We start from the raw sequence: 24,292 nt of genomic DNA, 5'->3' as shown, positions 1-24,292 counted from the left end.
CGCATTCCGATAAAAGATAAAAAAATAAAAACATACTGTATCTTTAATCGTATAAATTGATGAAAAGTTAATGTTGTAATTCATTAAAATTCAGCTTTAACCAGTTGAACTCAAAAGAGAGGAGCTGAAACTATGAATATTTTAAAACACAACACACATAACCATTTTGACAAAGACAATTTACACCTTAGCAATTTACTTCATGACTCCAGATTTTGGCTGGTAACCGCCTTGATTGCTTTTATGGCGATCCTGGTAGCACTTGCAGCTATCGGCACAGGTGAAGGAATGCCGTCAACAGGCGGATATCCCTTCGGATACCCCTACACGCCGATACCATAGTATCCACAGATTTGCTCTATCATGAGTCGGCTTAGCCAAGAACTGTAGCTTTGCTGAATCTAAGGTTTTGTTAAAATTGCGAACATTATAAAGCCTGATTTATGCGCTATTGCGCATAAAGGCATTTTTAAGCCGTCAAAGCGGCAAAGGAGGGATTATAAGCTGCTTTGGCGGCTTTATTTGTTCAAAGGCTCACTCAAGCCAAACATCTACCCTGCTGTATTTTCGGTTTCGGATGTCTTGGGCAATTTGACCTTCAAACTCATCGGCCCTTACATCCAAATTCTCATTGAGCAGGTATCTAACCGGCTTGGCAGAATCTTCGCCGAAAGTGTTCTTTCCGGCTTGGTTATGATACACGAGCAGAATATTGCCCAGCAGGGAACAGGCAAAACAATTTGCAGGTATCTGTGTGCTTTTGCCCCGGAAGTTTACAACCCGCGAATCGTTAGTGAACCACTCTGCCGGCAGAGCAGGTGTAAGACCAAAACGGAGTTGACCATTTTCCAGCTTAAAAGGCTTCTCACCTACAGTAAGCAGTTGCCAGATATGTATAAATTCAGCAGTTGAGCCGCTGAGTCTGGCAACGAAGCCTCTGCCCCGCGCATTTGGGTCGGGACATGCAGAGGAAGCTATAAAAGAGCTGTTCTCAAGCACACTTCTGCCATAAACTCGCGGGTCCATAAACGGAACCAGCATGGTGCGGGCATCTTCATAGAAATCTTCATAAAGTCCGGCCCTGACAAGCTCAAGAAGATATTTGTATGACATATGCAGCCAGATGGACTCATTCTCAAACCAGCCCCTCGAAAATGTTCGGGCCCTGCCAATCTCATCTCCGCAAGAATTCAGGCACTCATTGAGCTTATACATTTCAAGTTCTTTATCGAATACAGGGCTGTTTCTCAGAGACCTGTAAACCTGGCGGGCCTTTTCTTTTGAATTTATAAGCCTGAGCCGGTGAACCTGACCTTCCAGGAAGAGAGGCAGTGTCTTTTGTTTGAACTTCAACACTTTCTTACAAGGAACCTTCTCCTCAGAAGTGAGGCACTTGTAGTCTTTTGGTTTGCCCTCAAGCTCATAATCTACAGGCTCATGCTGAAAATACGTATGAATGAGACCGGTTTCAGGGTCAATTGATTTCTCGACCGCCTCGCCTGCCCGCCTGTATATTTTCTCAAGCAGGTTTTTCAGCACTGAACCTTTTATTGTTTTTAAATCCATTGAGGGGTTAAAGCGGATTTTTTCTCTGTAATCCTCGCGTATCTGCGATGAGCGGTGCCAGGAGTATTCATCGCCCGAAAGTTCGGTTAGTGCATTTTGAATTAAATCCGCTGTATCGGCGGGAAATTCGGTATCGCTGATATCCTCAAGATTATCGAGAACCCATTTTGCCATCCTTGCAAGCTCTGCGGCCTCACAAGTTGAAGATCCGAAAAGTGCCGGCAGCCCGTTTAAAGAATCGTTCCAGCCCGGCCGCCCTGCTTCCATCTCGATGCCGCGGCATTCACTGTCAAACGACAAGGCCTTTATAGCCATTAGAACGCAGAGTTTAGCAAGAACACTAACCTTGGGAAGCTCCACTATTGCCTGCGGCGTATGCTCTATCGAGTCCAGCTGTATAAAACCGCCTTGTTTGAGGTAGTATTTCTTATTTCTCGGCCGCACATAAACACCTTCATCATACCAGCTTATATCCCTGGAACCTGTAAAGAGAGATTGTATCCTGTCCGGATATACCGCCGCGTAAGCATCGAGCATGTCGGTAATGTATATCCAGTGATCTACCCAGTAGCCCCCTTCGAATCCGGATGCACAAAGAACTTTTTCACATTTGCCCAGAATATTTTTAAGCCACTCAAGCCTGTTGTCGATCACTACAGAATTATCATTGAGCCATTTAAGAATTTCACCCGGATAAAAGGCCTCTTTAAAAATATTGCTAAATTCAGCCCTGGCATAATCACAGTCAACCGGACAGAATTCTCCGGCATCTATACTCGCGGGCAGTTTCCATTTATAGCCTTCTATTCCCAGCGGATTGAAACCGTCGGCCTGTATCAGCTCAACAAACATTTTTATTGCCTGCTCATTGAGCTGGGGATAAAACCAGTTGTCATAACGTCTGTTCTGGCAAATATCTCTGTAGTTGCCCGGTCCGCTTGAGAGCGGCTGGGGCGGCAGTTCAAAATAATTATAATCACGCTCCAAATCACCATGGCGCCTTGAAAACACATGCAGCGGAACATCGCCGTCTTTGCTCGGAAGCAATACCGGAACGCCGCCCCTGGCAATGTTATCAAGATAATTCTGCCTGTTATACGCGTCCAGCAGAGGCTCAGAGGAAACACTGAATCCAGGCAGAAGAATTTCATCTGAAAGGGCCCGGACTTCATGCCAAAGCCGCTCAAAATAACCGCTTTCAGTTATGCCGCTTAGATGATTTACCAGAATCTGCTGATTAGGAGAATGGCCTGTCATTGAAATCAGCTCTATGGAACCTCCCGCGGGCAAATCACTGTCAAATGGTGTAAGAGCACATGGAAGCCGGTTTTCCCAGACCTGTGCATCTCTGTCGATAGAGTCACTGCATACAAAGTTGCGGGGGGTTACAAGGTCATTGCCGCTGCCGAATATTACATCTGGATCGACGAAAGGCTCTATGCTGTGAAGATTGCTGTCTTGCTTAACCCAGGAGGTGTAAAAATTGCCGCAGTTTACACTTACAACCTCTGCCTGGTCATGCGCCATTACTCTGGCAGCATAAAAAGCCGCCTTTTCCCCAACGAGCTTTACTGAGGCATAAGCCTCATTTAGCCGTCTCATGTTTTTAAGGCCAAAATCCGCAAAGCCTGCCGGAACAATTACAGCAAGCCCGTCAAGGGCGGAAATTGACTGATTTTGATCCCCAATGTTCGTTATTTTCAGCTTTCGCACAAGACTTCCAAGAGGCTGATTGACTGGTGAAAAATACTCCACATCAAACTGGAGGCCTGCTGTTTTATTAACCTCACGAAGGCGCAGCCGGTCAGGTTCTATCCACATTGAGCGTTTTATTTCAGAAATCTCGGAGGTTAAATTATTTTGGAACGGTTCATAAAAACTGCCGTTTACTTTACAGAAAGTCCGAAACCCCTGAACCGGCGTAAGCTGATATGCCCAGGTAGCAGAAAGAAACTCGGCGATAGCATTATCTTTATTGGCTACTCCAAAAGACGCTACCGCCTGGGCCCTGTTGACATACAGACACCACAGCGGCACGCCGTCAAAGCCGCCGATTCCCGGGAGAAAACTTGAGAACGGATTGATTCTGTCATAACCGTCTATACGGTAAGAACCGTCTGATTCAAGCTGATAGTCCGGCACTGTTTGAGAATTCTTATTTTGAATCTTCTCGGCTTTATAAAGGCTCATTATCATATTACACCTGTTATTTATAAAACTATAAAGGTTATTTCTAATAATTACCGGCAATATTCACAAGAGATAGCAACCGGTTTCTACTGTTAATGTTATTCCAAATCTGGATGCATGTCAAGAGCAAACAAACTTAATTTATAAAGAGAAATGATATTTTAAAAAGGCCTTACAAAACTTACTGTTCTGATGTCTCATCAGCAGCTTTACTTGAGCCTCTTTTCAGAAAGCGGATAAAATGAGGTGCGTAGAGAATCAGCCATGATATAAGCGTAACCACAACCGCCAGCCAGAACATACCCGCCCCGCAGGCCATGCCTACGCCGGCGACAAGCCATATACCTGCCGCGGTAGTTAAACCCTGTACGCCGCCTCTGTCACGTATTATGGCACCTGCGCCGAGAAAACCCACACCGCTGACAATCTGAGCGGCTATTCTGGTGCTGGATTCTTCGTCTGTTCCTAATCGCAGTGATACAAGCATTATAAGCGCCGCCCCAACACATATCATCGTGTTAGTCCGGAATCCGGCGGGTTTTTTGCTCAGCTCGCGCTCAATTCCGATTACCGAGCCGAGCACCGCCGCGGCGATTAGTGCAAGTATTTCCTGGCCGAAACTCAAAATCAAACCTTCCTACAATCTGCAAGTGTGTATATCTGTTACGATAATCCCTTTTGCGCCAAGCTCTGTCAAATCGTCCATGACGCTGTTGACCTGTTTACGGGAGATCATTGCCTTAACAGCTATCCAGCCCTTCTTGCTCAAGGGCGAAACTGTAGGCGATTCAATCCCCGGAGTAAGGCCGCAAGCCCTTTCAAGGGACTCTTCGAGCACGTCGTACTCGATCATCTTATACTCACGGGCCACGATTATACCTCGCAGCCTTTCGATAAACAGCCCGACTTCGCGGCGATTGAGTAACTCGCGATTGCGGCAGAACACGGCGGCCTCAGATTTCATTATTGGCTCACCAACTGTTCTAAGGCCCGCTGCAACAAGGGTTTTACCCGATTCGACAACGTCCGCTATAACATCGGCAACACCAAGTTTCACCGATATCTCAACCGCACCGTCAAGTTTTATGATCTCTGAGGTCAGGCCTCGCCGCTGCATGTCGGACTTTACAATATTCGGATACGATGTAGCTATCCTGACACCGTCAAATTCATCAGGAGTAAGCTCACTCTCCTTTGGAACGGCGTAAAAAAACCGGCTTTTGCCAATGCCCAGAGAAAGCAGCTCCACAACCGCCGCTTCGCTGTCTGCGACAAGATCTTTGCCGGTTATGCCGACATCCATGATGCCTTTGGCAACATAGATAGCGATATCCCGCGGGCGGAGAAAATAAAACTCTACATTGTTATCAACATCGGTCAATGTCAGCTCCCGGCCGTCACGCCGGCACTTGTAGCCGGCTTCCTTTATCAGCTTTATCGAAACTTCCGAGAGTGAACCTTTATTTGGCACTGCTATTTTCAGCATAATTATTCTATATCCTATAAATACTTATAAATATCTTCGAGTTCAAGTCCGCACGCCAGCATCATTACCTGGAGATGATAGAGAAGCTGGGAAATTTCCTCTGCGGTCTTTTCCCTGCCTTCATATTCTGCCGCCATCCACACTTCGCCGGCTTCTTCAACTATCTTTTTGCCGATGAAATGTTTGCCTTTTTCAAATTCTTTATAGGAGCCTGAATTCGGGTCTTTTGCATTTATTTTTCTTTCGAGCTCCGCGAAAAGCTCCTCAAATCGTTTCATTGATTGGCCTTTATACTCAGTTTATCAATATCAAACTCGCCGCAATTTACGCAGCGACCGTAAAGAGGCAGTATAACAAAAAATCTGCGTTTGTGTAATTTAGAATTGAGAATATTGCGTTAAAATCGTAATCTTAAGGCGTCAAATAATCTTAACCGGGCTTTCTATTGAAAAAATTGTGCACAAATTGGTTCTTTGAATGTTCTTTCAGTTGTCTCGGATCGCCGGTTTCCACTATTCCCTTTTTACTTTTATCCAAAACTATGACTCTGTCAGAAACGTTTAAAATACTTTCCAACTCATGGGTTACAAGCACGAAGGTTATCCCCAGCAACCTGGATAGACTTTTTATCAATTCATCAATCTCGGCAGACGTAATCGGATCCAAACCGGCAGAGGGTTCATCAAGAAAAATTATTTCCGCGTCAAAGACCATCGCCCGGGCAATAGCCACTCTTTTTATCATTCCGCCGCTAAGTTCTGCCGGCATCAGGTCTTCACTGCCCTCGAGGCCGACGAGCTTGAGTTTGCCCAGGCATATCAGCTCGATTGCCTCCCTCGGCAGGTTACTGAACTCCTCGAGCTGGAGTGCAAGGTTTTCCATTACCGTCATGGAACCAAACAGGGCGCCGCTCTGGTACATCACCCCAAAACTTCTGCGAATCTCATCAAGCTCCTTTTCATCGGCGTTTACAATGCTTCTGCCCTTAATGAGAACATCGCCTGAAAACGGTTCAAGCAGACCGACGATGTAACGCAGGAGCGTCGTCTTGCCGCAGCCGCTGCCGCCAAGAATCGAGAAAATCTCGCCGCGGCGGATATCAAAGGATACTCCGTCGAGTATTACGGTCTCTTCATATCCGCCGACAAGATCACGTACCTCTATAATCGGCTCTGATTGGGCTTTTACTTCTTCTTTTGGCATATAAACAGTTATTAAATTTCAAATCTCAGATTTCAGATTCCTAATTCCTAATTCCTAATTCCTAATTCACTTAAATCCCCAGAAAATAATACACTACCGAAAAAATGCCCTCCGCGACAACGATAAGCACGATCGAGGTTACTACAGCGCTGGTAGAGGCCTGTCCGACGGCTCTGGGGCCGCTGCCGGAATTTAAGCCTCTAAAACAGCCCACAGCAGCGATTATATATCCATAGACAAAGGATTTAACAAAACCGCTTAAAAACATTTCGACATCAGAGGCATTCTTCATGTTCTGAACAATTGTTACAAGCGGGTAATCCATCGAATACATCACAAAGCCGCAGCCAATGAAAGCTGAAAGGATTACAAAAAGAGCAAGCATCGGGACTATCAAAGTTGCCGCGACGACACGAGGAAGCACAAGAAACTGGATCGGGCTAAGCCCCATGGTTTTAAGCGCACTTATTTCTTCGTTGACCTTCATAGTCGCAATTTCTGCGGCAAAGGCCGAACCGCTTCGGGAGGCGTATAGAATCGCGGCTATAAACGAAGCCATCACACGAAACATGGCAATTACAACAAGGTCTATGACAAAAATTTCCGCGGCAAACATCTTCAGTGTGATAACGCTCTGAAACGCGAGTATCAATCCAAAAAGCCCGCCTAGCAACGCACTAATGCCGATGGCATCTGCGCCGCTGAGCTCTGCGACAATCAGGGTGTCTTTTAAACGAAACCGTTTTGGAGACTTTAGCGATAAAAACAGGTTATAAAGAATCTCTCCAAGATACACAAGCATTCTGGATAAACCGTCCCAGACACTGTAAGTCGCGGCTCCAACATCTTCGATGATAGTGTGTATGTTAGAATATTTCGCGGCTGTTTTATTTTTTCTTCCGGGGCGCATCGCCTCTATCTGCCTTAGAAGAGAGTCTGAAAATCCTGTCAAATCGTATGTTATATTCATATTGTCACAACGGCGGCCAATCCAGATGAGATATGCCGCCCCGCTGCTGTCGTAAGAATCAACAGCCGAGCCGTCGATAATAAGGCGGCTGCCCTTGAATTGCCTGAAAAAATCGCTTGTCAGACCCCACAATTCAGAGGCATTTGAAAAGGTCAAACTACCGCTCAATTTTATGTGAGGCTCATTCTCGGCTGATATATCAAATTGTACTGAAGATGTCTTTTCCATCATAATACCTAAAATCTGACTTTATTGTATTTTAGCAAGTGAGCCCTAAAACACAAACACAAAAAAAACGGCCCCAGCAGTATTACCGCTGAGACCGTTTGATCTTTTAAGCAGATGTAAATATCCAAAAAGTCTTATTAGGTAGGAATCTTCGAATCATTTACAAGAACTGTATCTTCGCTGCCGCCGATTTCGATGCTCTGATCATCATCTTCAGGCTCGGTACCTATACGGCGTTCTTCTTCCAACTGGCCGTTGTTCGTCCACCAGGTGTAGATGTTATCTGACTGGTAACCAACATCAGGACGGTTTTCGAAAGTTACGTGGCCGTCGTTGAACAATACGTTCTGACCTTCACGCATGTGAGTTGCGGAGTTGGCAACCTGAATCAGGTACCTTGAAATGCTGTCCCACTCGTTGTTACCGGGGTTCTGGCCATCATTGAACAGTGCACAGATCATCTCATATGCGTCAGACTCGGGTGTTCCAAGGTTAAGATTTGAATCATCATACCATGGGTTTTTATCAGCGATAAACGCAAATCCTGCTGAGTTATTCGTTGAAGCAGGACGTGCTCTGCCGGTACCATCTTTATAAGGGAAGTGGTAAGCGTAACTTACGTGCAGCCAAGGTGACTCGCCGAAGTCCCAGAGGTCTGTCAGGTCCGCATCCTGATACGGCTCAGCATCACCGGCTTCTGCCAGTCCTTCATAAACCTTCTGATCAGAGCTTGTACAGACAAACTGCTTGGGGCTTACGTCAGCTTCTCTAATAAGCAGATAAAGTGAAGCAGCGACAGTTACGTCGTCTCTGTCAGGTTCTTCGATGTCCTGCTGTGTGCTTCCCCACGCCTCTGTAGGTGTGTTCTCGTTAGCACCGACCCATTCGGCATCGCCGCGGCCGCCTGCTACGGGGTACTCTTCGTCGTTGTCATTAGCATAGATCATTGTAGCTGTTCCCAGACCTCTGATGTTGGTTCCGCAGACCAGACGCTGTGCAAGACGGCGTACACGGCCAAGTGCGGGCATCAGGATAGCCATGAGCATAGCAATGATCGCTATAACGACCAAGAGCTCAATCAATGTAAAGCCTTTACGTTTCATAATTTAATCTCCTGAATTAAATTTATCTGGATCCATTATTACTGTACCGGAACACAAAATTATACTTACAAACAATTGCAAGCCTAACCCTATGGAATCCTGTTTTAAAACTTATTCCGGAACAGCAGGGTTAAAACCGTATTTAGAAAACCTCTGTTATAATAAAGCACCGGAGATATGACATAAAGACATGAAAACAGGTAGAAAATGATGATTGCGATTAAAATGCATAAAATTATAAAAATCAATTTTGTATAATAATTCTGTTTTCATATTCAATTTTCAAATCTCTGCGACTTTACTTATTGTATTTTAATTAGAATTGTAGGCTACGTCAAGGATTGTTCTAACTTTTTTACTCAATAATCTTGAAAATGTTCGTAAATTCCCAATTATTTATCCGAGGCTGCTTCAGAAGCATCGTTTTTCTCCTCTGACATCGATTCAAGCACAGAGAGCAGTTTCTCCATATTCTCCTTGTTGGCGCTTGAATTTAGAGCGGGATTACTTTCCATGACAGATAGGAGTTTTTTTGCATTTGCCGCTGCTTCTGCCGGATCAGTGGGCCCTCTGGGCGTGTTTGCCGGTGCTGAAACGGTGCGGCTTGTCGAGGCAGGCCGGATTATCCTGTGTACCTGAGATGATTTCTCAACGGTATAACTTACGCCCCTTCGATTCGTTGCTTTCTCGACGAGCTCTTCACGCCGTTCCTGCTCGTCTTCTGTCACACTCGCCTGCTGGCGGGCTTCTTCTGCCTGCGCCTGGGCATAGGCAGCCGCCTCGGCAGAGCCCGGCTGTACCTGGGCCGTTAATTCACTCTCCCTTGACTGACCCACTGAGCCGGCAGTTTTGAGCAATGGATTCGGCGCGGCCTGCGGGACAAAGAGCTCTGTAACACTGCCGCCCTGGTCAACGAGAATACTGCCTGCCATGATATCTTTTATTACTGAATGATTGACATCCTCGCCCTTATACACCCACTGCTTGCCTTTGCCGGGAACATCAATATAAGCTATCGACCTTGCGGGGTTTGTATGATTGACACAGGTTCCCAAAAGTTTAAATTTTGTATAAACCACGGGCGGCTTGGGTGTTGGCGGCTCGGGTTTCTGCCCTGAATCGGGGCCGCCGGTTCTTGAAACTACGGTGCCGCTTTTCTCAATGGGCGGATTTATCTTCTGCGCCAGGGCCATGGCGGCTGTTATAAGAGCATGCTCTGTGCTGTCTTCATCGTCTGATTGAGAACCAATGCTTTGCTGTGCCGTTTCGGAGGCGGTTGGGGCTGAAAGGACATCTTCGTAACCGGTACTTACCGATACAGAATCCATCGCGATTTTGCCCGCGATAACAACGGCGGCAGGAACCAAAATATACGTGCATATTTTTAACAGATTTAGCATAAGGGTAATTCTATTTAACTCTTGTATATTTACAAGTTAAATTGAATCTTTGTTCATAAAATCATAAAAAAAGCGGGCGACGAATCACCCGCTTTGTATTATAACATTTCAGTGCGCAACTTTAATCTTTTCTCTTATTTGATGAGGAGTTTCTCAGACAGCTTCTCATAATCAGCCCGCCGATTCCAAATACCAGCACTGTTGCCGGCTCTGGAACTACTGTAACTGTACTTGCTATGGCGCCTACCGTCTGGCTGTTTTTGTCCAGAGTAAGTTGACTTCCATTCGAAAGACTAATCTGAACATTGCCGCCGTTATAGGTGAAAGCAACATAACCTACAGTCCCGTCAAGAGGAGGATATGAATCGGTTGGAACGAGCGGAAAATATGCCAGTTCCAATTCAATCGTCTGATCACCATTTGACAATACGGGGTTTTTGCTCAAATCAGCAGTCCAGCCGTATGTCGCGGCGTCGGCTTTGCCGGTACCGCCGGCAAACGTATCGCTTCCGGTATCCATAGTCGCTATTACACTTAGTGTTGTGAGCTCTTCAGTACTCTCAACAGTTAAGGTAACAAGCGAACCGGGGGTTCTTATAAGTGTCTGGTTATCCTCAGTAAATTTAACGGTTGAACCGCACGCAGCGGCCACTGCGAGCAGAAATAGTGTCGTAATCATCATATTCTTCATCTTTTAAGTCTCCAGGTTTCTCGAGTTCTTCTTCGATTAACTGCCCGCAGGACAACCCCGCAAGGCTATGTGATAACGACTTCTAATTTCCAACCAGACCTGAATATCAAAGACCCGCCGCCTGTACGCGATTACATCTTCAACGACAAAGAATTACAGTAATCGGCAGCAAACCTTTTAACGCTTCTTTCTTCTGATTTCAGACCAGACCGGGAAAAGATTAAATTGTTAAAGAGCGCAAAGCCCGCACGGGCAGGCTGCCTCTTCAAATTCGCGCAGCATCAAACCGCGCCGAGAAAGAGACTTCTGAAATGAAATATTTTGGAATAACTTCTAACTTGTGGTTCCTTTCGATAATATTCCACTTAACACTTTGTTCATTATCGGGATATAGCTTTATAATGTCAAGGAAAATTTAAAAAACTATGTAAGAACCGGCTAATCGGTGCCTTACACGCATAGCCGCAAGCTCAGACGCATCGGTTATCCTGCCGTTTCGCCTCCTGCTTATAATTCTCGAGGCTCCAACAGGGCCGATTCCGGGAACTCTCAACAGCTCATAACGACCTGCTCTGTTTATATTTACGGGGAAAAATTCAGGATGAGAATCTGCCCAGACCTGTTTGGGATCCCGGTTTAAATCCAGCCTGCCATCGCTGTCAAAGAGGATATCATTTTTGTCAAACTTATATTTTCTAAGCAGATAATCGACCTGATAGAGCCTGTGCTCGCGGACAAACCCTTCATCTCCGGCGGGCTCATCGGAAGCGGTGTTCTGGAACGCGGAATAATAAACACGTTCCATATCATAACCATTGTATAATCGGTGGGTTGCGATGACTATCTCCCTGTCGCTCTCGCCGGCGGCTCCTACCACAAATTGTGTGGTCTGTCCCTTTGAGCCTTTTTTGAGCTGTTTGTATTCGTTTATCTTCTTCATTGTTCGTATTATGTCGTTGTGGAAATCCTTTCTGCGGCTGAGCTTAGCCAGCCTTTCCGGGCTCGGAGCCTCAATGTTTACAGATACCCGGGACGCCAGCATAACCGCCTGGCGCACTGCCTCGTCGCTTGCACCAGGGACAATCTTGAGGTGAATAAAACCCCTGAAATGCTGCTTCTTTCTGAGAATCTCCGCAACAGCGATTATCTTTGCCATTGTCTTCTCTGTTGAGCCGCAAACACCGGAAGATGCGAAAAGACCATCCACCATCCGGGCGGATTTTAGCCGCGAAAACATTGCCGCCAGCTCCTCCGGCTCAAGAGTGCACCTTTGGGTATTAGAAACACAGTTAAACGGGCAGTAGGTGCAGTCGTTGACGCACTCATTACTCAATAGCGTTTTGAGAAGGTGCATTTTTCTGCCGCCCGGAAGTGCAGAGGGATAAATCCATTTGCCGGCGTCTCCCCTGACCCGCCCCGGCTCGTAATCGTACTTACACGAGCAGGCAAGATCGTACTTTCCCGAATCAGCAAGAACAGAAAGTTTTTGTTCGGTATTCATTTGGTTTATTATTGGTTTTTATTTTGGCAATGTCAACTTAAATAAAGTTTTTCAGAAAGAATTTTCATTTTGGCGTTTTAGTTATAGAATATCAGCAGAGTGATTTGATAAATGAGATTTCAGATTTGAAATTTGAGATGTCGGATTTGAGATTTGTGATATTGTATATATCTGATATGAGATTACATGCAGGACAGTCCTGCCGAAACCAAAGATAAATCCTTTATAAATATTTTAACATGAACCAACACAGAGAAACCATAGCAATACTTGATTTTGGAAGCCAGTACGGCCAGCTTATAGCCCGAAGAGTCAGGGAAAACAATGTATATTCAAAGATTTACCGCCCTGATATCGAGATAGAGCGGCTTGCCGAGGACGGCGTCGCGGGCATTATCCTCTCCGGCGGCCCTGCCAGCGTGTATGCGGATAACGCCCCGAAAACTGACCCGCGTATTTTCGAGCTTGGTGTGCCGGTTCTGGGGATATGCTACGGAATGCAGCTCGCCACCTCCATGCTCGGCGCGCATATCAAGCCGGCAAAAAGCCGCGAATACGGCAGGGCAAAAATCACCGTAAAGGATTCAAGTGACCTGTTTAACGCCGTCAACGAAGAAACTACCGTCTGGATGAGCCACGGCGACCAGATTGACGCGGTGCCGGCGGGCTTTGACATTCTCGCCTCAACAGAGAGCTGCCCTTATGCCGCTGTGCGGAACAGCAAGATGAAGTTCTACGGCGTTCAGTTCCACCCAGAGGTAACCCACACGCCGGAAGGCATGGAGATTCTGCGAAACTTCCTGTATAACATCTGCGGCTGCGAAGGCTCCTGGAAGATGCAGGACTTCGCCGAGGAAGCCATTGAAGCCGTCCGGCAAAAGGTTGGCGATGACACCGTTATCTGCGGACTCAGCGGCGGCGTTGACTCGGCGGTTGTCGCGGCGCTTCTGCATAAGGCAATCGGCGATCAGCTTGTGTGTATCTTCGTTGATAACGGGCTTTTACGTAACCATGAACGGGAAGGCGTGGAAACAATGTTCCGTGGCCACTTCAAGATAAACCTCCATGTCGTGGACTGGTCAAAACAGTTCCTGGCAAAGCTCAAGGGTGTTGTTGACCCGCAGAAAAAACGCAAGATTATCGGCGGCGAGTTCATAGAGGCATTCAAGTCAGAGGCCTGCAAAATCCAAAACGCCAAATTCCTGGCGCAAGGCACGCTCTACCCTGATGTTATCGAATCCGGCTCAAAAGACGGCAACCTCGCGGCGAACATTAAACTGCACCACAACGTCGGCGGCCTGCCCGAACAGCTCGGTTTTGACCTGGTTGAGCCGCTGCGTGACCTGTTCAAGGACGAAGTCCGCAAGCTCGGCGAAATACTCGGCCTGCCCGAAGACATGGTGTGGCGGCACCCTTTCCCCGGGCCGGGCCTGGCGGTTCGTGTACTTGGCGAAGTAACCGAAGAAAAGCTCCGCGTTGTGCGTGATGCTGATGAGATACTTATAAATGAAATCAAGGCCGCCGGACTGTACCGCAAAGTCAGCCAGACACTTGCGGTGCTCGTGCCGGTTGAGACGGTCGGGGTTATGGGCGATGAACGCACATACGAGAACGTCATAGCGGTTCGCTCGGTCGATACTACCGATTTTATGACCGCTGATTTCTCACGGATTCCATACGAGACATTGAGCCTGATTTCAAGCAGAATTATAAACGAGGTACGCGGCGTAAACAGGGTTGTCTATGACATCTCCAGTAAACCGCCGTCAACCATTGAATGGGAATAAGAAGAAGAATAACCATGATTCCAAAGGACACAAGTAAAGATGCCTATTTAAAACAGATTGAGGTTTTAAGAAAAATAGGACCCCAGCGCCGCGCGGAGATGGTTATTGAATTAAGCGACAACCTCAGGTCTATTGTAGAAGCAGGAATACGCAACCGCCACCCTGAATATACCGATCAGCAGGTCGTGCAGGCAGTGTTAAGCCTGGTAGTAGATAAAGAAAACGATAAAAAAAGCCTTCGGCAACACGGATATAACCCCATAAGTTACTAATCTGAAATGATATAATATGTTTACTGGAATAATTCAAACGCTTGGAACTGTTAAACGGCTGACGGCGCTGGCGAGCGGGAAGCTGCTGGTTGTTGATGCGCCTGATATCGCCGCGGATGTCAAACACGGCGACAGCGTGGCGGTTAACGGCGTATGCCTGACCGCGTCAAAGATCGCCGGCTCACAGATCAGCTTTGATGTGAGCCCGGAATCACTGGAAAAAAGCACAACCGGACTGCGCAAGGCCGGAGAGAGTGTAAACCTCGAACCGGCGATGGCAGCGTCTGGACGTTTCGGAGGGCATATCGTGCAGGGACACGTTGACGGACAGGGACGCCTCCGCCGGGCAGTGCAGAGCGGCGATTTCTGGGATTTAACCTTTGATGTGCCGGCAGATATCTCCCGCGAGATAATCCACAAAGGCTCAATCGCCGTTGACGGGATCAGCCTTACAGTAGCCAAAAAAGACGCCGCGGGCTTTTCAGTCGCGGTCATTCCCGAAACGTGGAAAAACACAAACCTCTCAAAACTCAAACCCTCCGATCCGGTCAACATAGAGACCGACATCGTGGTAAAGGTCATAACCGCACGCGTTGATAACTACATAAAATCCGGCGGCTCCCTCTCAATCGAAAAACTTCGCGACCTGGGTTTTTAGCCGCCGCCATTTCGCCTGTTTCTCTGTCAGCGCTTGGCAGTATTTTCAAGTATTCTGATGACTGTTTCATCAGAAACCTGGTTGAAGTCTCTGTAAAACATTCCAACAGCTCCAAAGTTTGACGGGGCAGAGATGCATATTGTGCGGTCAACTTCCCTGGAGAGAGATGCGGCCGTATCTGGCGGCGCTACGGGAATTGCCAGAATAATCTTCGAGGGCGATTCTGCCTTTGCAGCCCAGATAGCCGCACGCATTGTCGCCCCGGTGGCAACTCCGTCATCTGTCAAAACAACGATCCTGTCTTTAATCGGCTGTTTGGGGTATATCCCCCTGTAGCGGCTGCTACGCTGTGCAATGAGATTCTTCTGTGATGTCTTTTCGTTTTCAATATATGCTGAACTGACATTAAGATAACAGATCAACTCGTCATTGAGCACCGTCTCTGCGGTTTCGGTTATCGCTCCAATAGCCAGCTCAGGATTATTGGGAGCACCGAGTTTTCGGGTCAGTATAATATCAAGATCGCCGCCAACCTCTGCCGCGATGTCTGCTGCTATTACCATCCCGCCGCGGGGAATGCCGAGAATGAGAGGCTTTTCTTTTCCGCAGGCCCCGGCAATGTGTTCAGCAAGCATATGCGCTGCCTGCCGGCGGTCGCTGAATACCACCGGCTCCTGACATATAATATCAAGCGAAGCCATAAAATCTACTCAAGCGGCAAAACCGTTTCGATCGTTATCGTCTGCATCGGTACATCCTGGTGATAGCCCTTGGTTCCCGTCTCTACATCAGCGATTGCATCTACCACTTCCATGCCCTCTGTGACTTTACCAAATACCGCATAGCCGGGATTGCCGGGGGCGAAATTGAGAAAATCATTATCGGCATGGTTGATGAAAAACTGTGAGGTAGCGCTGTTTGGGTCCATTGTACGTGCCATTGCGATTGTGCCGCGGTCGTTTTTGAGCCCGTTTTCTGATTCCAGAACTATCGGCGTATCTGTCGGTTTCTGGTTCATATCCGAGGTCATACCGCCGCCCTGGACCATGAAACCCTTTATAACACGGTGGAAAATGGTTCCGTCGAAGAAATTCTTGTTCACATAATGCTCAAAATTCCTGCACGTAACAGGTGCATTTTCATGGTCAAGCTCAAGGGTTATGCTTCCGTAATTAGTCTTGATGATAAATTTTTTTGCCATGCTCGTATCCTTACTTATTAGATTTTTAATAATTTTTCAGTGTAAAGCCCTCATACACTTTAAGCCTTATCAGATTCTATCAATTCCCTGAAATAATCAAAGAGGTATCTCGAATCATGCGGCCCGGGCGAGGCTTCCGGGTGGTACTGAACCGCGAAGGCCTTCAATTCTCTGCACCTGATGCCGGCAAGCGTATTATCGTTGAGGTTTATGTGCGTCGTTTCTACGTCAACACCCTTTATCGAATCAAGATCAATGCAGAAACCGTGGTTCTGACAGGTAACCTCAATTTGGTCATTGTCGAGATTTTTAACCGGATGGTTGGCGCCGCGATGTCCAAATTTGAGTTTATAACTCTTCGCTCCCAGGGCAATCGCCAGCAGCTGATGGCCCAGGCATATACCGAACACTGGTACCTTGCCGAGCAGTTTTTTTATGTTTCCGATGGCGTATTTCAGCGGTGCCGGATCGCCGGGGCCGTTGCTGAGAAACACCCCGTCGGGTTTCATTGAAAGCACATCCTCTGCTGAAGTATCAGCAGGAACGACAGTTACATCAAAACCCTGCGAGCAGAGCAGACGCAGAATATTGTGCTTGATCCCGTAATCATACGCGACTACCCTGTATTTCTTTGGCGGGTTATTCTCCACTCCGCTGAGGACATCAGTAACGCCCTTTGTCCATGAATACTGCGTCCTTGTGGAGACGTCCGAGACAATATCCCTGCCGAGAAGCCCGGGGTAATCCGCTAATTTTTTCTTAAGTGAGTCAATGTCAGAATCCACTGACGATATAATCGCCCGCATAGCGCCCTTTGTTCTCAGGTGACGCACGAGCTTTCTTGTGTCAATGCCTTCCATTCCGACAATATTCTGGCTCTTAAGAAATTCGTCCAGAGACATTTCGCTTCGCCAGCTGCTTGGATATGGGCAGTTTTCCTTTACAATAAAACCGCTGACAAAACTTTTTTTCGATTCAAGGTCAACCTTATTGGCTCCGTAGTTGCCGATAAGCGGATATGTCATTGTGATTATCTGTTCGTAGTACGACGGGTCGGTAAGTATTTCCTGATAGCCGGACATACTTGTATTGAACACAGCCTCCCCGCATTTTTCTCCGCGGGCGCCGATCGGCCTGCCGCTGAATACTGTTCCATCCTCTAAAAGCAGAATAGCCTTCATTGCTTGTTTCCTCGTTTTATATAATCCGGCCCGGGGCCATTGTGTTGCTCTCTGTTATTTCTTTAAACGACAATAGTTTATACTGCATAATATTCCTGTATCGGCTTGACGTTTACCTCAAGCTCATTCATGGCCTTTACAGCTTTTAAAATGGCTTTGGCTCCTCTTATTGTTGTCACATAAGGCACGGCATGGTCAAGGGCCTTGCGGCGTATCTCAAACGAATCATCGATGGATTTCTGGCCGATGGTCGTATTTATAACCAGGTCAAAATCACCGTTTATTATCCTGTCAACAATGTTTGGCCGCGCTTCGTCGAGCTTGGGAACATACTCGCTGGGGACATTATTGTTGATCAACTCAATACATGTGCCCTTTGTCGCGAATATCTTGAATCCAAGGGATATAAAGGATTTAGCGATTTCAATCGCTGCTTTTTTGTCCATATCCTTAACGCTTATGGCAACATTTCCCTTCATCGGGGGACGGTTGCCCGCGGCGATCTGCGACTTGGCAAAGGCGAGCCCAAAATCATCTGAAACTCCCATAACTTCTCCGGTAGAAAGCATTTCCGGCCCAAGCAGTGTATCAATGCCCTGAAACTTGAGGAACGGAAAGACAGCTTCCTTTACAGAATAATGTTTCTTGACAACCTGCTCCGTAAAGCCAAGCTCTTTAAGTTTTTTTCCTGCCATAACCTTCGCGGCTATCTTTGCCAGGGGCACACCTATACTCTTGCTGACAAAAGGAATTGTCCGGGAAGCCCTGGGGTTGACTTCCAGAATATAGATTTCGCCGTCCTTGACCGCGTACTGTATGTTCATAAGCCCGCATACATTAAGCTCTTTTGCGAGCATATAGGTCTGATCTTTTATCCTTGAGAGCGTTTCATCGTCGAGCGATATTGGCGGCAGACTGCACGCACTGTCGCCCGAATGCACTCCCGCTTCTTCTATATGTTCCATAATCCCGCCGACAACAACTGTCTCGCCGTCGCTTACCGCATCGACATCAAGCTCCGTGGCATCATTGAGGAATTTATCGATAAGGATAGGATGCTCATCTGATGCCTCAAGAGCGTTTTTGACACAGGATTCCAATGCTTCGCGGCTGTAAACCACCTGCATTGCACGTCCGCCGAGAACAAATGAGGGCCTTATAAGCAGAGGGTATCCGAGTTTATCAGCTATCTGCTCGGTTTCTTCTAATGTCCTTGCCGTGCCGCTGAACGGCTGTGTCAGGTTCAGTTTTTCGACTACAAGGTTAAACATTTCGCGGTCTTCTGCCCTGTCGATGGATTCAGGGGAAGTGCCAATTATATTTACCCCCGCTTCCATCAGTGCGTTTGCCAGCTTCAGGGGTGTCTGGCCGCCGAACTGGACAATAACACCATAGGGTTTCTCAACATCGACAATATTCATAACATCTTCGAACGTAAGCGGCTCAAAGAAGAGCTTATCTGATGTGTCATAATCGGTACTGACCGTCTCCGGGTTGCAGTTTACCATAATCGCTTCTATGCCAATCTCTTTGAGAGCAAAGGCCGCGTGCACACAGCAGTAGTCGAACTCGATGCCCTGGCCGATCCGGTTTGGCCCGCCGCCGAGAATAATAATTTTCTTGCGGTCTGTGGGGTTAGCTTCGCATTCGTCTTCGTATGTGCTGTAGAGATACGGGGTATGCGCTTCAAATTCAGCGCCGCACGTATCAACCATTTTGTAAACGCATTTTATGCCGAGACCCTTGCGGTAATTTCGGAACTTAGATTCTGTTACGCCTAATATACCGGAAATATACTTATCGCTAAAGCCAAACTGCTTTATACGCAGCATCTTTTCCTTGTCAATATCTTCGAGACATGAAGACTTGATCCAGCCCTCGAGCTCGATTATCTCTCGGAAATTATTCAGATACCACGGATCAATACCGGTAATATCGTAAATCTGCCCTATCGGCATACCCCGCCGTATCGCCTCGGCAACGTACCAGACTTTGTCCCAGGGACTTGACCTGAGCTTATCCATAAGCTGCTGCTCAGATAAACCCTCGGGCAGATAACAGTTATCCAGGCTGTAACGGTTGATTTCAAGGCTTCTTACCGCTTTCTGGAACGATTCTTTGAAAGTACGGCCTATCGCCATCGCCTCGCCGACACTTTTCATCTGGACTGTAAGCTCGGAGTTGGTGTTAGGGAACTTTTCGAAGGTAAAACGGGGATATTTCACCACGCAATAGTCAATAGTCGGTTCAAAACATGCCGGCGTTTTTTTGGTTATGTCATTTGGTATCTCATCAAGCGTGTAGCCAACAGCAAGCAGAGCGGCTATCTTGGCTATTGGGAAGCCTGTCGCCTTTGAAGCAAGCGCTGAGCTTCTCGAGACACGCGGGTTCATCTCTATGACATAGAGCTTTCCGCTGCGGGGATCAACTGAGAACTGAATGTTGCATCCGCCCGTCTCCACACCGATTGCGCGAATTATCTTTATTGCCGCGTCCCGCATAATCTGGTACTCTTTATCGGTAAGTGTCTGGGCCGGAGCAACGGTAATGCTGTCGCCGGTATGAACACCCATTGGATCGAGATTTTCGATTGAGCAGATTATAACAACGTTATCCCTGCGGTCCCGCATGACCTCAAGCTCGTATTCCTTCCAGCCTATAACGGACTCTTCTACAAGTACCTGATTGGCAGGGCTCAGCTCAAGGCCCCATTCTATGTATTTGCGGTATTCAGACATATTGTAGGCAATATTGCCTCCCATTCCGCCAAGCGTATATGAGGGACGTATGATGGCGGGGAAAGATACTTCTTTTATGATTTCCTCCGCTTCCTGCCAGGTATGCGCATAGCCGCTTTTGGGCACTTCCAGCCCTATCTCCTGTATAATTGTTTTGAACAGGTCCCGTTCCTCGGCCTTCTTGATGGTTTCAAGGTCAGCGCCAAGTAATTTAACCCCGTACTTATCCAGAACTCCGGCTTTTGCCAGATCTACCGCCGTGTTAAGTCCCGTCTGGCCGCCAAGTGTAGGCAGTATGCTGTCCGGACGTTCGCGCTCAATTATTTTTTCCACCATATCCGGCGTAATAGGCTCAATATAGGTTCTTGATGCCATTTCCGGATCGGTCATAATGGTAGCAGGATTGCTGTTGACAAGAGAAACTTCGTAGCCCTCTTTCATCAAAGCCTTGCAGGCCTGAGCTCCGGAATAGTCGAATTCGCAGCCCTGGCCGATTACTATCGGGCCTGAGCCGATTATCAGTATCTTTTTTATATCCTGACGTTTGGGCAATTTATCACCGTAATATAAACGTTTCTATTCTTATCACACGCTCTCAATGCGCAGTAAATACGCAATAAGTTAAAATTTGGTAGATGATACACAATCAGCTTAAATTTTCCAGCTAAAACAGGATAAATCCTCAGATTTATTGCGATTGTTTGTTGTTCGATACCGCGGCAGGTATAAAACCCTTGATATGACTAAAACTTATGAGTTTCGGGCTTAAACTAAAACCTCAATTTATGATGGTGCCATTCCAAAAAGGAAATCCGGCACTGACCTCATCTTGCCCTCACCGTCAATGCAGGCAAGTGTGGTTTGGCCTTCTGTGATGACTTTGCCGGTTTTTGCATCTTTTACGATATAACTGTGTTCTATTCTTGCTCTTGTAATCCTCTGGCAGGTAGTAGTTACCATGATTTTCTGGTCATAATAAGCCGGCCCCCGATATTTTATATTCAACTGAGCCACCACCATAGCACAGCCGGAAGCCTCCAGGTCTTTATACGCAAACCCGTTTGCTCTAAGGAGTTCAGTTCTGCCCATCTCGAAATAAACAGGATATACACTGTGATGCACCACGCCGCCCTGGTCTGTCTCGTTATACCTGGGAGTTATCTCGATATCGCATGATGAAATATGTTTTTTTGTGAACATTTTGCACGTCTTATATGTAATGACTTAATAATTTATGTAAATACTTATTGCTGTTCAAATTCTAATACTACAATTCTTGAATTGCCTTGACTTTTACTCAAATTTTCAGAAAATGTCAAATTTAATAAATGCAATCTAATCACAAGAAAGGAATTTTATGTTTAACAGAACACTGATGTCATTAGCTGTATTGCTTTGTGTGTTTTCTGTAAGTGTCGATGTTTACTCTGCTAAGGAAGACGGCGAAGTGAACGGCAAGGCTAAGGAAGCCGCCGCCGAAGATAATTCTGGTGCGGATAAAGAGCTTGCTGTCTTAAATGGCATAAAGATAATGAAATCGGATATAGACGCACGAATTATCAAAGACACACCCCAGCTGGCAACAGCAGAAGAATCCGTTAAAAAGCAGTATATGGATCGCAGCCGCGGCCAGATGCTTGACAGGGTAATAACGGAAATGCTCATAGACGACAAAATCCAGGCCGGCAAAATCAAAATCAGTGAAGATGATATAAACGAAGAGATCCAAAACATCGCCGACACTCAGGGCATGTCAATGGAAGAGCTTGATGCACGTCTAAAAGAGGTAGGCCGCAGCATGAAAGAGCTCAAGGACAATATCCGCCGGGGTCTTGGTTTTAAAGCCCTCATAGAAGACTTTGCTGACGAAGAGTTGGTTGTTTCTGACGAAGATGTCAAAAATTACTACGATGAAAACACCCAGCAATTCAAACAGCCCGAGCAGGTAAGAGCCAGCCATATCCTCGTAAAGGTTGAAAAAGACGCTTCAGAGGAAGACAAAGCCGCTGCTAAAGAAGAAATAAAGGCAATTAAGGCTAAGATCGATGCGGGCGAAGACTTTGCAGAGCTGGCAAAAAGCGAATCTGACTGCCCTTCCGGCAAAAACGGCGGTGACCTGAATTTCTTCTCGCAGGGCCGTATGGTTAAACCTTTCTCTGACGCAGCTTTCGCCATGGAAGTTGGTGAGATCAGCGATGTTGTAGAAACACAGTTCGGTTACCACATCATCAAGGTTACAGACAAAAAAGAGGCTAATACCCAGACTTTTGATGAGGTTAAAGCCAACATCAAAGCCAGGTTAGAAAGCGAGAAACGCAACAAATACGTCAGCAGCTATATTGAAAAGCTCAAAGAAGAAGCTGAGCTGACTTATGACGAAGAATATGACCCGGCCAAACAGCAAAAACCTCAGCAGATACAGGTTCAGCCCCAATCCGCTCAATAAGCTGATTAACTATTAAAACTGATTAAAACTTAATATTTACACAACGGCCTCTTCTCGGCAAGGGGCCGTTGTTTCAATTAAAAAACATAAATAAAGATGGAATAATTTTTGATGAGTCTGGCAGACGTTAAAATAGTTGACAATGGAATAACTTTTGACGACGTATTACTAATACCCGCTCAAAGCGATTTTGTCCCGAGTGGAGCAAACACTCAAACAAGGCTGACAAGGAATGTAAAAATTAATATCCCAATAGTTTCGGCTGCGATGGATACCGTAACCGAATCCGCGCTTGCGGTAGCAATCGCTCAGGAAGGCGGGATAGGCATAATCCATAAAAATCTGCCGGTTGAGATGCAGGTTCTCGAAGTGGAAAAGGTAAAACGCTCTGAAAACGGCGTAATTCTCGATCCTATCACTTTATCACCTGAGGATACGGTTACAACTGCGATGAATCTGATGGAAAGGCAGCGTCTCTCAGGAATACCCATAGTGGTGGATGACAAAAAGCTCGTCGGAATTATAACAAAGCGCGACCTGAAATTCCTCACCGACCACAATATCAAAGTCGGCGAGGTCATGACAAGGGAAAAACTCGTAACGGGCCCGGCTGAGACCACTCTTGAACAGGCCAAAGAAATTCTTAGAAAGCACAAGGTTGAAAAGCTGCTGCTGATAAAGGGCGAGAGGCTTGCGGGTATGATTACCATGCGTGACATAGATCGGGTGCAGCAGTGCCCTATGGCCGCCAAAGATCACAAAGGCAGACTTCTGGTCGGGGCAGCCGTTGGAGTAAACAATTTTGACAGAATAGAAGCTCTCATAAAAGCCGAGGTTGACGTTATAGTCGTTGATACGGCACACGGCCACTCGCAAAATGTCATTGAAACGCTCAAATATATAAAGAAACGTCATTCAATAGACGTTATAGCAGGAAATATTGCTACTGCTCAAGCCGCGAAGGCGCTTATAGAGGCCGGAGCAGACGCAGTGAAGGTCGGCATAGGCCCCGGCGCTATCTGCACAACACGTGTGATATCCGGCGTGGGCGTGCCGCAGATTTCGGCTATCATGAACGTTGTTGAAGAAGCAGACAAGCACGATGTGCCTGTAATAGCTGACGGCGGCATCAAGCTAAGCGGCGAAATAGCCAAGGCTATCGCGGCAGGCGCCTCGAGCGTAATGCTCGGCTCTATGCTTGCCGGACTTTACGAAAGCCCCGGGCAGCTGATTATTTACCGCGGACGTCAGTTCAAAGAATACCGCGGCATGGGTTCTTTAGGCGCTATGGTCAAGGGCTCTGCGGACCGCTACGGCCAGGGGACGGTTTCTGATAACAGAAAACTTGTTCCCGAAGGTGTTGAAGGCCGCGTACCTTACAGGGGGAAATTGAATGAATATGTCTATCAGCTTGTCGGCGGCCTGCGGGCGGGGATGGGCTACTGCGGAACTCCAACAATTGAAGAGCTTAGAAAGAACGCGCGTTTTGTAAAGGTCAGCTCCGCTTCAATACGCGAATCGCATCCGCATGATATAACCATAACCAAAGAATCGCCAAACTACAGTGACCCGCTTTTACAGCGGCAATAATACCATGTATCTCTGTTAGCCCGAATCTTCAGACAATAGTTTATTAGTAAAAAAGTCTCCGCTGATTTTTATAAATACAGC

The 24,292-nt window shown here is 46.9% G+C and carries 21 protein-coding genes; 6 read left to right on the top strand and 15 right to left on the bottom strand.

Translation table 11 applies throughout. The features are described from left to right. Positions 1 to 132: 132 nt before the first annotated feature. Positions 133 to 342, top strand: coding sequence for a hypothetical protein (locus tag SMSP2_RS03050; RefSeq protein WP_146682551.1), 210 nt, complete (start codon positions 133 to 135; stop codon positions 340 to 342). Between the two features lie 192 nt (positions 343 to 534). Here the strand turns inward: SMSP2_RS03050 and SMSP2_RS03045 are convergent, their stop codons facing one another. The 10 genes from SMSP2_RS03045 to SMSP2_RS03000 form a co-directional block, all read right to left on the bottom strand. Further along, positions 535 to 3,756, bottom strand: a complete 3,222-nt coding sequence (locus SMSP2_RS03045; protein ID WP_146682550.1) for a hypothetical protein — start codon at positions 3,754 to 3,756, stop codon at positions 535 to 537. Positions 3,757 to 3,937: 181 nt separating this feature from the next. Beyond that, positions 3,938 to 4,381, bottom strand: coding sequence for an MgtC/SapB family protein (locus SMSP2_RS03040; protein ID WP_146682549.1), 444 nt, complete (start codon positions 4,379 to 4,381; stop codon positions 3,938 to 3,940). A gap of 12 nt (positions 4,382 to 4,393) precedes the next feature. Then, positions 4,394 to 5,242 carry an ATP phosphoribosyltransferase gene (hisG, locus tag SMSP2_RS03035; RefSeq protein ID WP_146682548.1) on the bottom strand — a complete coding sequence of 283 codons (849 nt, stop codon included), beginning with the start codon at positions 5,240 to 5,242 and terminating at the stop codon, positions 4,394 to 4,396. Positions 5,243 to 5,256: 14 nt separating this feature from the next. Beyond that, a complete protein-coding gene (locus SMSP2_RS03030) occupies positions 5,257 to 5,520 on the bottom strand; it encodes a phosphoribosyl-ATP diphosphatase (RefSeq protein WP_146682547.1) in 264 nt (87 codons plus the stop codon). 151 nt (positions 5,521 to 5,671) lie between these two features. Beyond that, positions 5,672 to 6,445, bottom strand: a complete 774-nt coding sequence (locus SMSP2_RS03025; protein WP_146682546.1) for an ABC transporter ATP-binding protein — start codon at positions 6,443 to 6,445, stop codon at positions 5,672 to 5,674. Positions 6,446 to 6,515: 70 nt separating this feature from the next. After that, positions 6,516 to 7,646, bottom strand: coding sequence for an ABC transporter permease (locus SMSP2_RS03020; protein WP_146682545.1), 1,131 nt, complete (start codon positions 7,644 to 7,646; stop codon positions 6,516 to 6,518). 134 nt (positions 7,647 to 7,780) lie between these two features. Continuing rightward, entirely contained in the window at positions 7,781 to 8,746 is a 966-nt protein-coding gene (locus SMSP2_RS03015; RefSeq protein WP_146682544.1) for a type II secretion system protein, read from the bottom strand. A gap of 392 nt (positions 8,747 to 9,138) precedes the next feature. Next, positions 9,139 to 10,146: a hypothetical protein gene (locus SMSP2_RS03010; RefSeq protein ID WP_146682543.1), complete on the bottom strand. Its 1,008-nt coding sequence runs from the start codon at positions 10,144 to 10,146 to the stop codon at positions 9,139 to 9,141. 121 nt (positions 10,147 to 10,267) lie between these two features. Continuing rightward, positions 10,268 to 10,837, bottom strand: a complete 570-nt coding sequence (locus SMSP2_RS03005; RefSeq protein WP_146682542.1) for a PEP-CTERM sorting domain-containing protein — start codon at positions 10,835 to 10,837, stop codon at positions 10,268 to 10,270. A 415-nt stretch (positions 10,838 to 11,252) separates the two neighbouring features. After that, complete coding sequence (locus SMSP2_RS03000; RefSeq protein ID WP_146682541.1) at positions 11,253 to 12,338, bottom strand: radical SAM protein; 1,086 nt, start codon at positions 12,336 to 12,338, stop codon at positions 11,253 to 11,255. 239 nt (positions 12,339 to 12,577) lie between these two features. Here SMSP2_RS03000 and guaA point away from each other — a divergent pair, with 239 nt between their 5' ends. Genes guaA through SMSP2_RS02985 form a run of 3 tightly spaced genes read left to right on the top strand, consistent with a single transcriptional unit; the run spans position 12,578 to position 15,055 of the window. Then, positions 12,578 to 14,125: a glutamine-hydrolyzing GMP synthase gene (gene guaA / locus SMSP2_RS02995; RefSeq protein ID WP_146682540.1), complete on the top strand. Its 1,548-nt coding sequence runs from the start codon at positions 12,578 to 12,580 to the stop codon at positions 14,123 to 14,125. A 14-nt stretch (positions 14,126 to 14,139) separates the two neighbouring features. Next, positions 14,140 to 14,397, top strand: a complete 258-nt coding sequence (locus tag SMSP2_RS02990) for a hypothetical protein (protein ID WP_146682539.1) — start codon at positions 14,140 to 14,142, stop codon at positions 14,395 to 14,397. A gap of 16 nt (positions 14,398 to 14,413) precedes the next feature. Then, positions 14,414 to 15,055, top strand: a complete 642-nt coding sequence (locus SMSP2_RS02985) for a riboflavin synthase (RefSeq protein WP_146682538.1) — start codon at positions 14,414 to 14,416, stop codon at positions 15,053 to 15,055. A gap of 26 nt (positions 15,056 to 15,081) precedes the next feature. On the opposite strand, the gene SMSP2_RS02980 is transcribed toward SMSP2_RS02985, so the two are convergent. The 5 genes from SMSP2_RS02980 to SMSP2_RS02960 all read right to left on the bottom strand — a co-directional run bounded on the left by SMSP2_RS02980 (position 15,082) and on the right by SMSP2_RS02960 (position 21,375). Then, positions 15,082 to 15,756: a phosphoribosyltransferase gene (locus SMSP2_RS02980; protein WP_146682537.1), complete on the bottom strand. Its 675-nt coding sequence runs from the start codon at positions 15,754 to 15,756 to the stop codon at positions 15,082 to 15,084. Positions 15,757 to 15,761: 5 nt separating this feature from the next. Next, entirely contained in the window at positions 15,762 to 16,256 is a 495-nt protein-coding gene (locus SMSP2_RS02975) for a peptidylprolyl isomerase (protein WP_146682536.1), read from the bottom strand. Between the two features lie 59 nt (positions 16,257 to 16,315). Beyond that, positions 16,316 to 17,437 carry a glutamine-hydrolyzing carbamoyl-phosphate synthase small subunit gene (gene carA / locus SMSP2_RS02970; protein ID WP_146682535.1) on the bottom strand — a complete coding sequence of 374 codons (1,122 nt, stop codon included), beginning with the start codon at positions 17,435 to 17,437 and terminating at the stop codon, positions 16,316 to 16,318. A 77-nt stretch (positions 17,438 to 17,514) separates the two neighbouring features. Then, positions 17,515 to 20,727 (bottom strand): carbamoyl-phosphate synthase large subunit, encoded by a 3,213-nt coding sequence (gene carB / locus SMSP2_RS02965; RefSeq protein WP_146682534.1) that lies wholly within the window; start codon positions 20,725 to 20,727, stop codon positions 17,515 to 17,517. A gap of 231 nt (positions 20,728 to 20,958) precedes the next feature. Next, positions 20,959 to 21,375 carry an acyl-CoA thioesterase gene (locus SMSP2_RS02960; protein ID WP_146682533.1) on the bottom strand — a complete coding sequence of 139 codons (417 nt, stop codon included), beginning with the start codon at positions 21,373 to 21,375 and terminating at the stop codon, positions 20,959 to 20,961. 157 nt (positions 21,376 to 21,532) lie between these two features. Here SMSP2_RS02960 and SMSP2_RS15220 point away from each other — a divergent pair, with 157 nt between their 5' ends. Both SMSP2_RS15220 and guaB read left to right on the top strand, forming a co-directional pair. Then, entirely contained in the window at positions 21,533 to 22,621 is a 1,089-nt protein-coding gene (locus SMSP2_RS15220) for a peptidylprolyl isomerase (protein ID WP_186804824.1), read from the top strand. Between the two features lie 111 nt (positions 22,622 to 22,732). Continuing rightward, on the top strand, positions 22,733 to 24,211 hold the full coding sequence (guaB, locus tag SMSP2_RS02950) for an IMP dehydrogenase (RefSeq protein ID WP_146682532.1): 1,479 nt from the start codon (positions 22,733 to 22,735) through the stop codon (positions 24,209 to 24,211). Positions 24,212 to 24,292 lie beyond the last annotated feature (81 nt).

Source organism: Limihaloglobus sulfuriphilus (genome assembly GCF_001999965.1).
Taxonomy (GTDB): Bacteria; Planctomycetota; Phycisphaerae; order Sedimentisphaerales; family Sedimentisphaeraceae; genus Limihaloglobus; species Limihaloglobus sulfuriphilus.
The sequence above is the reverse complement of the archived record's forward strand: the minus strand, read 5'-3'. Positions and strand labels throughout refer to the sequence as shown.

What these genes read in the sequence shown, in the direction of transcription:
- SMSP2_RS03050 (WP_146682551.1), top strand. Translation starts at nt 133, where the DNA reads ATGAATATTTTAAAACACAACACACATAACCATTTTGACAAAGACAAT.
- SMSP2_RS03045 (WP_146682550.1), bottom strand. Translation starts at nt 3,756, where the DNA reads ATGAGCCTTTATAAAGCCGAGAAGATTCAAAATAAGAATTCTCAAACA.
- hisG (WP_146682548.1), bottom strand. Translation starts at nt 5,242, where the DNA reads ATGCTGAAAATAGCAGTGCCAAATAAAGGTTCACTCTCGGAAGTTTCG.
- SMSP2_RS03030 (WP_146682547.1), bottom strand. Translation starts at nt 5,520, where the DNA reads ATGAAACGATTTGAGGAGCTTTTCGCGGAGCTCGAAAGAAAAATAAAT.
- SMSP2_RS03025 (WP_146682546.1), bottom strand. Translation starts at nt 6,445, where the DNA reads ATGCCAAAAGAAGAAGTAAAAGCCCAATCAGAGCCGATTATAGAGGTA.
- SMSP2_RS03020 (WP_146682545.1), bottom strand. Translation starts at nt 7,646, where the DNA reads ATGATGGAAAAGACATCTTCAGTACAATTTGATATATCAGCCGAGAAT.
- SMSP2_RS03015 (WP_146682544.1), bottom strand. Translation starts at nt 8,746, where the DNA reads ATGAAACGTAAAGGCTTTACATTGATTGAGCTCTTGGTCGTTATAGCG.
- SMSP2_RS03010 (WP_146682543.1), bottom strand. Translation starts at nt 10,146, where the DNA reads ATGCTAAATCTGTTAAAAATATGCACGTATATTTTGGTTCCTGCCGCC.
- SMSP2_RS03005 (WP_146682542.1), bottom strand. Translation starts at nt 10,837, where the DNA reads ATGAAGAATATGATGATTACGACACTATTTCTGCTCGCAGTGGCCGCT.
- SMSP2_RS03000 (WP_146682541.1), bottom strand. Translation starts at nt 12,338, where the DNA reads ATGAATACCGAACAAAAACTTTCTGTTCTTGCTGATTCGGGAAAGTAC.
- guaA (WP_146682540.1), top strand. Translation starts at nt 12,578, where the DNA reads ATGAACCAACACAGAGAAACCATAGCAATACTTGATTTTGGAAGCCAG.
- SMSP2_RS02990 (WP_146682539.1), top strand. Translation starts at nt 14,140, where the DNA reads ATGATTCCAAAGGACACAAGTAAAGATGCCTATTTAAAACAGATTGAG.
- SMSP2_RS02985 (WP_146682538.1), top strand. Translation starts at nt 14,414, where the DNA reads ATGTTTACTGGAATAATTCAAACGCTTGGAACTGTTAAACGGCTGACG.
- SMSP2_RS02980 (WP_146682537.1), bottom strand. Translation starts at nt 15,756, where the DNA reads ATGGCTTCGCTTGATATTATATGTCAGGAGCCGGTGGTATTCAGCGAC.
- SMSP2_RS02975 (WP_146682536.1), bottom strand. Translation starts at nt 16,256, where the DNA reads ATGGCAAAAAAATTTATCATCAAGACTAATTACGGAAGCATAACCCTT.
- carA (WP_146682535.1), bottom strand. Translation starts at nt 17,437, where the DNA reads ATGAAGGCTATTCTGCTTTTAGAGGATGGAACAGTATTCAGCGGCAGG.
- SMSP2_RS02960 (WP_146682533.1), bottom strand. Translation starts at nt 21,375, where the DNA reads ATGTTCACAAAAAAACATATTTCATCATGCGATATCGAGATAACTCCC.
- SMSP2_RS15220 (WP_186804824.1), top strand. Translation starts at nt 21,533, where the DNA reads ATGTTTAACAGAACACTGATGTCATTAGCTGTATTGCTTTGTGTGTTT.
- guaB (WP_146682532.1), top strand. Translation starts at nt 22,733, where the DNA reads ATGAGTCTGGCAGACGTTAAAATAGTTGACAATGGAATAACTTTTGAC.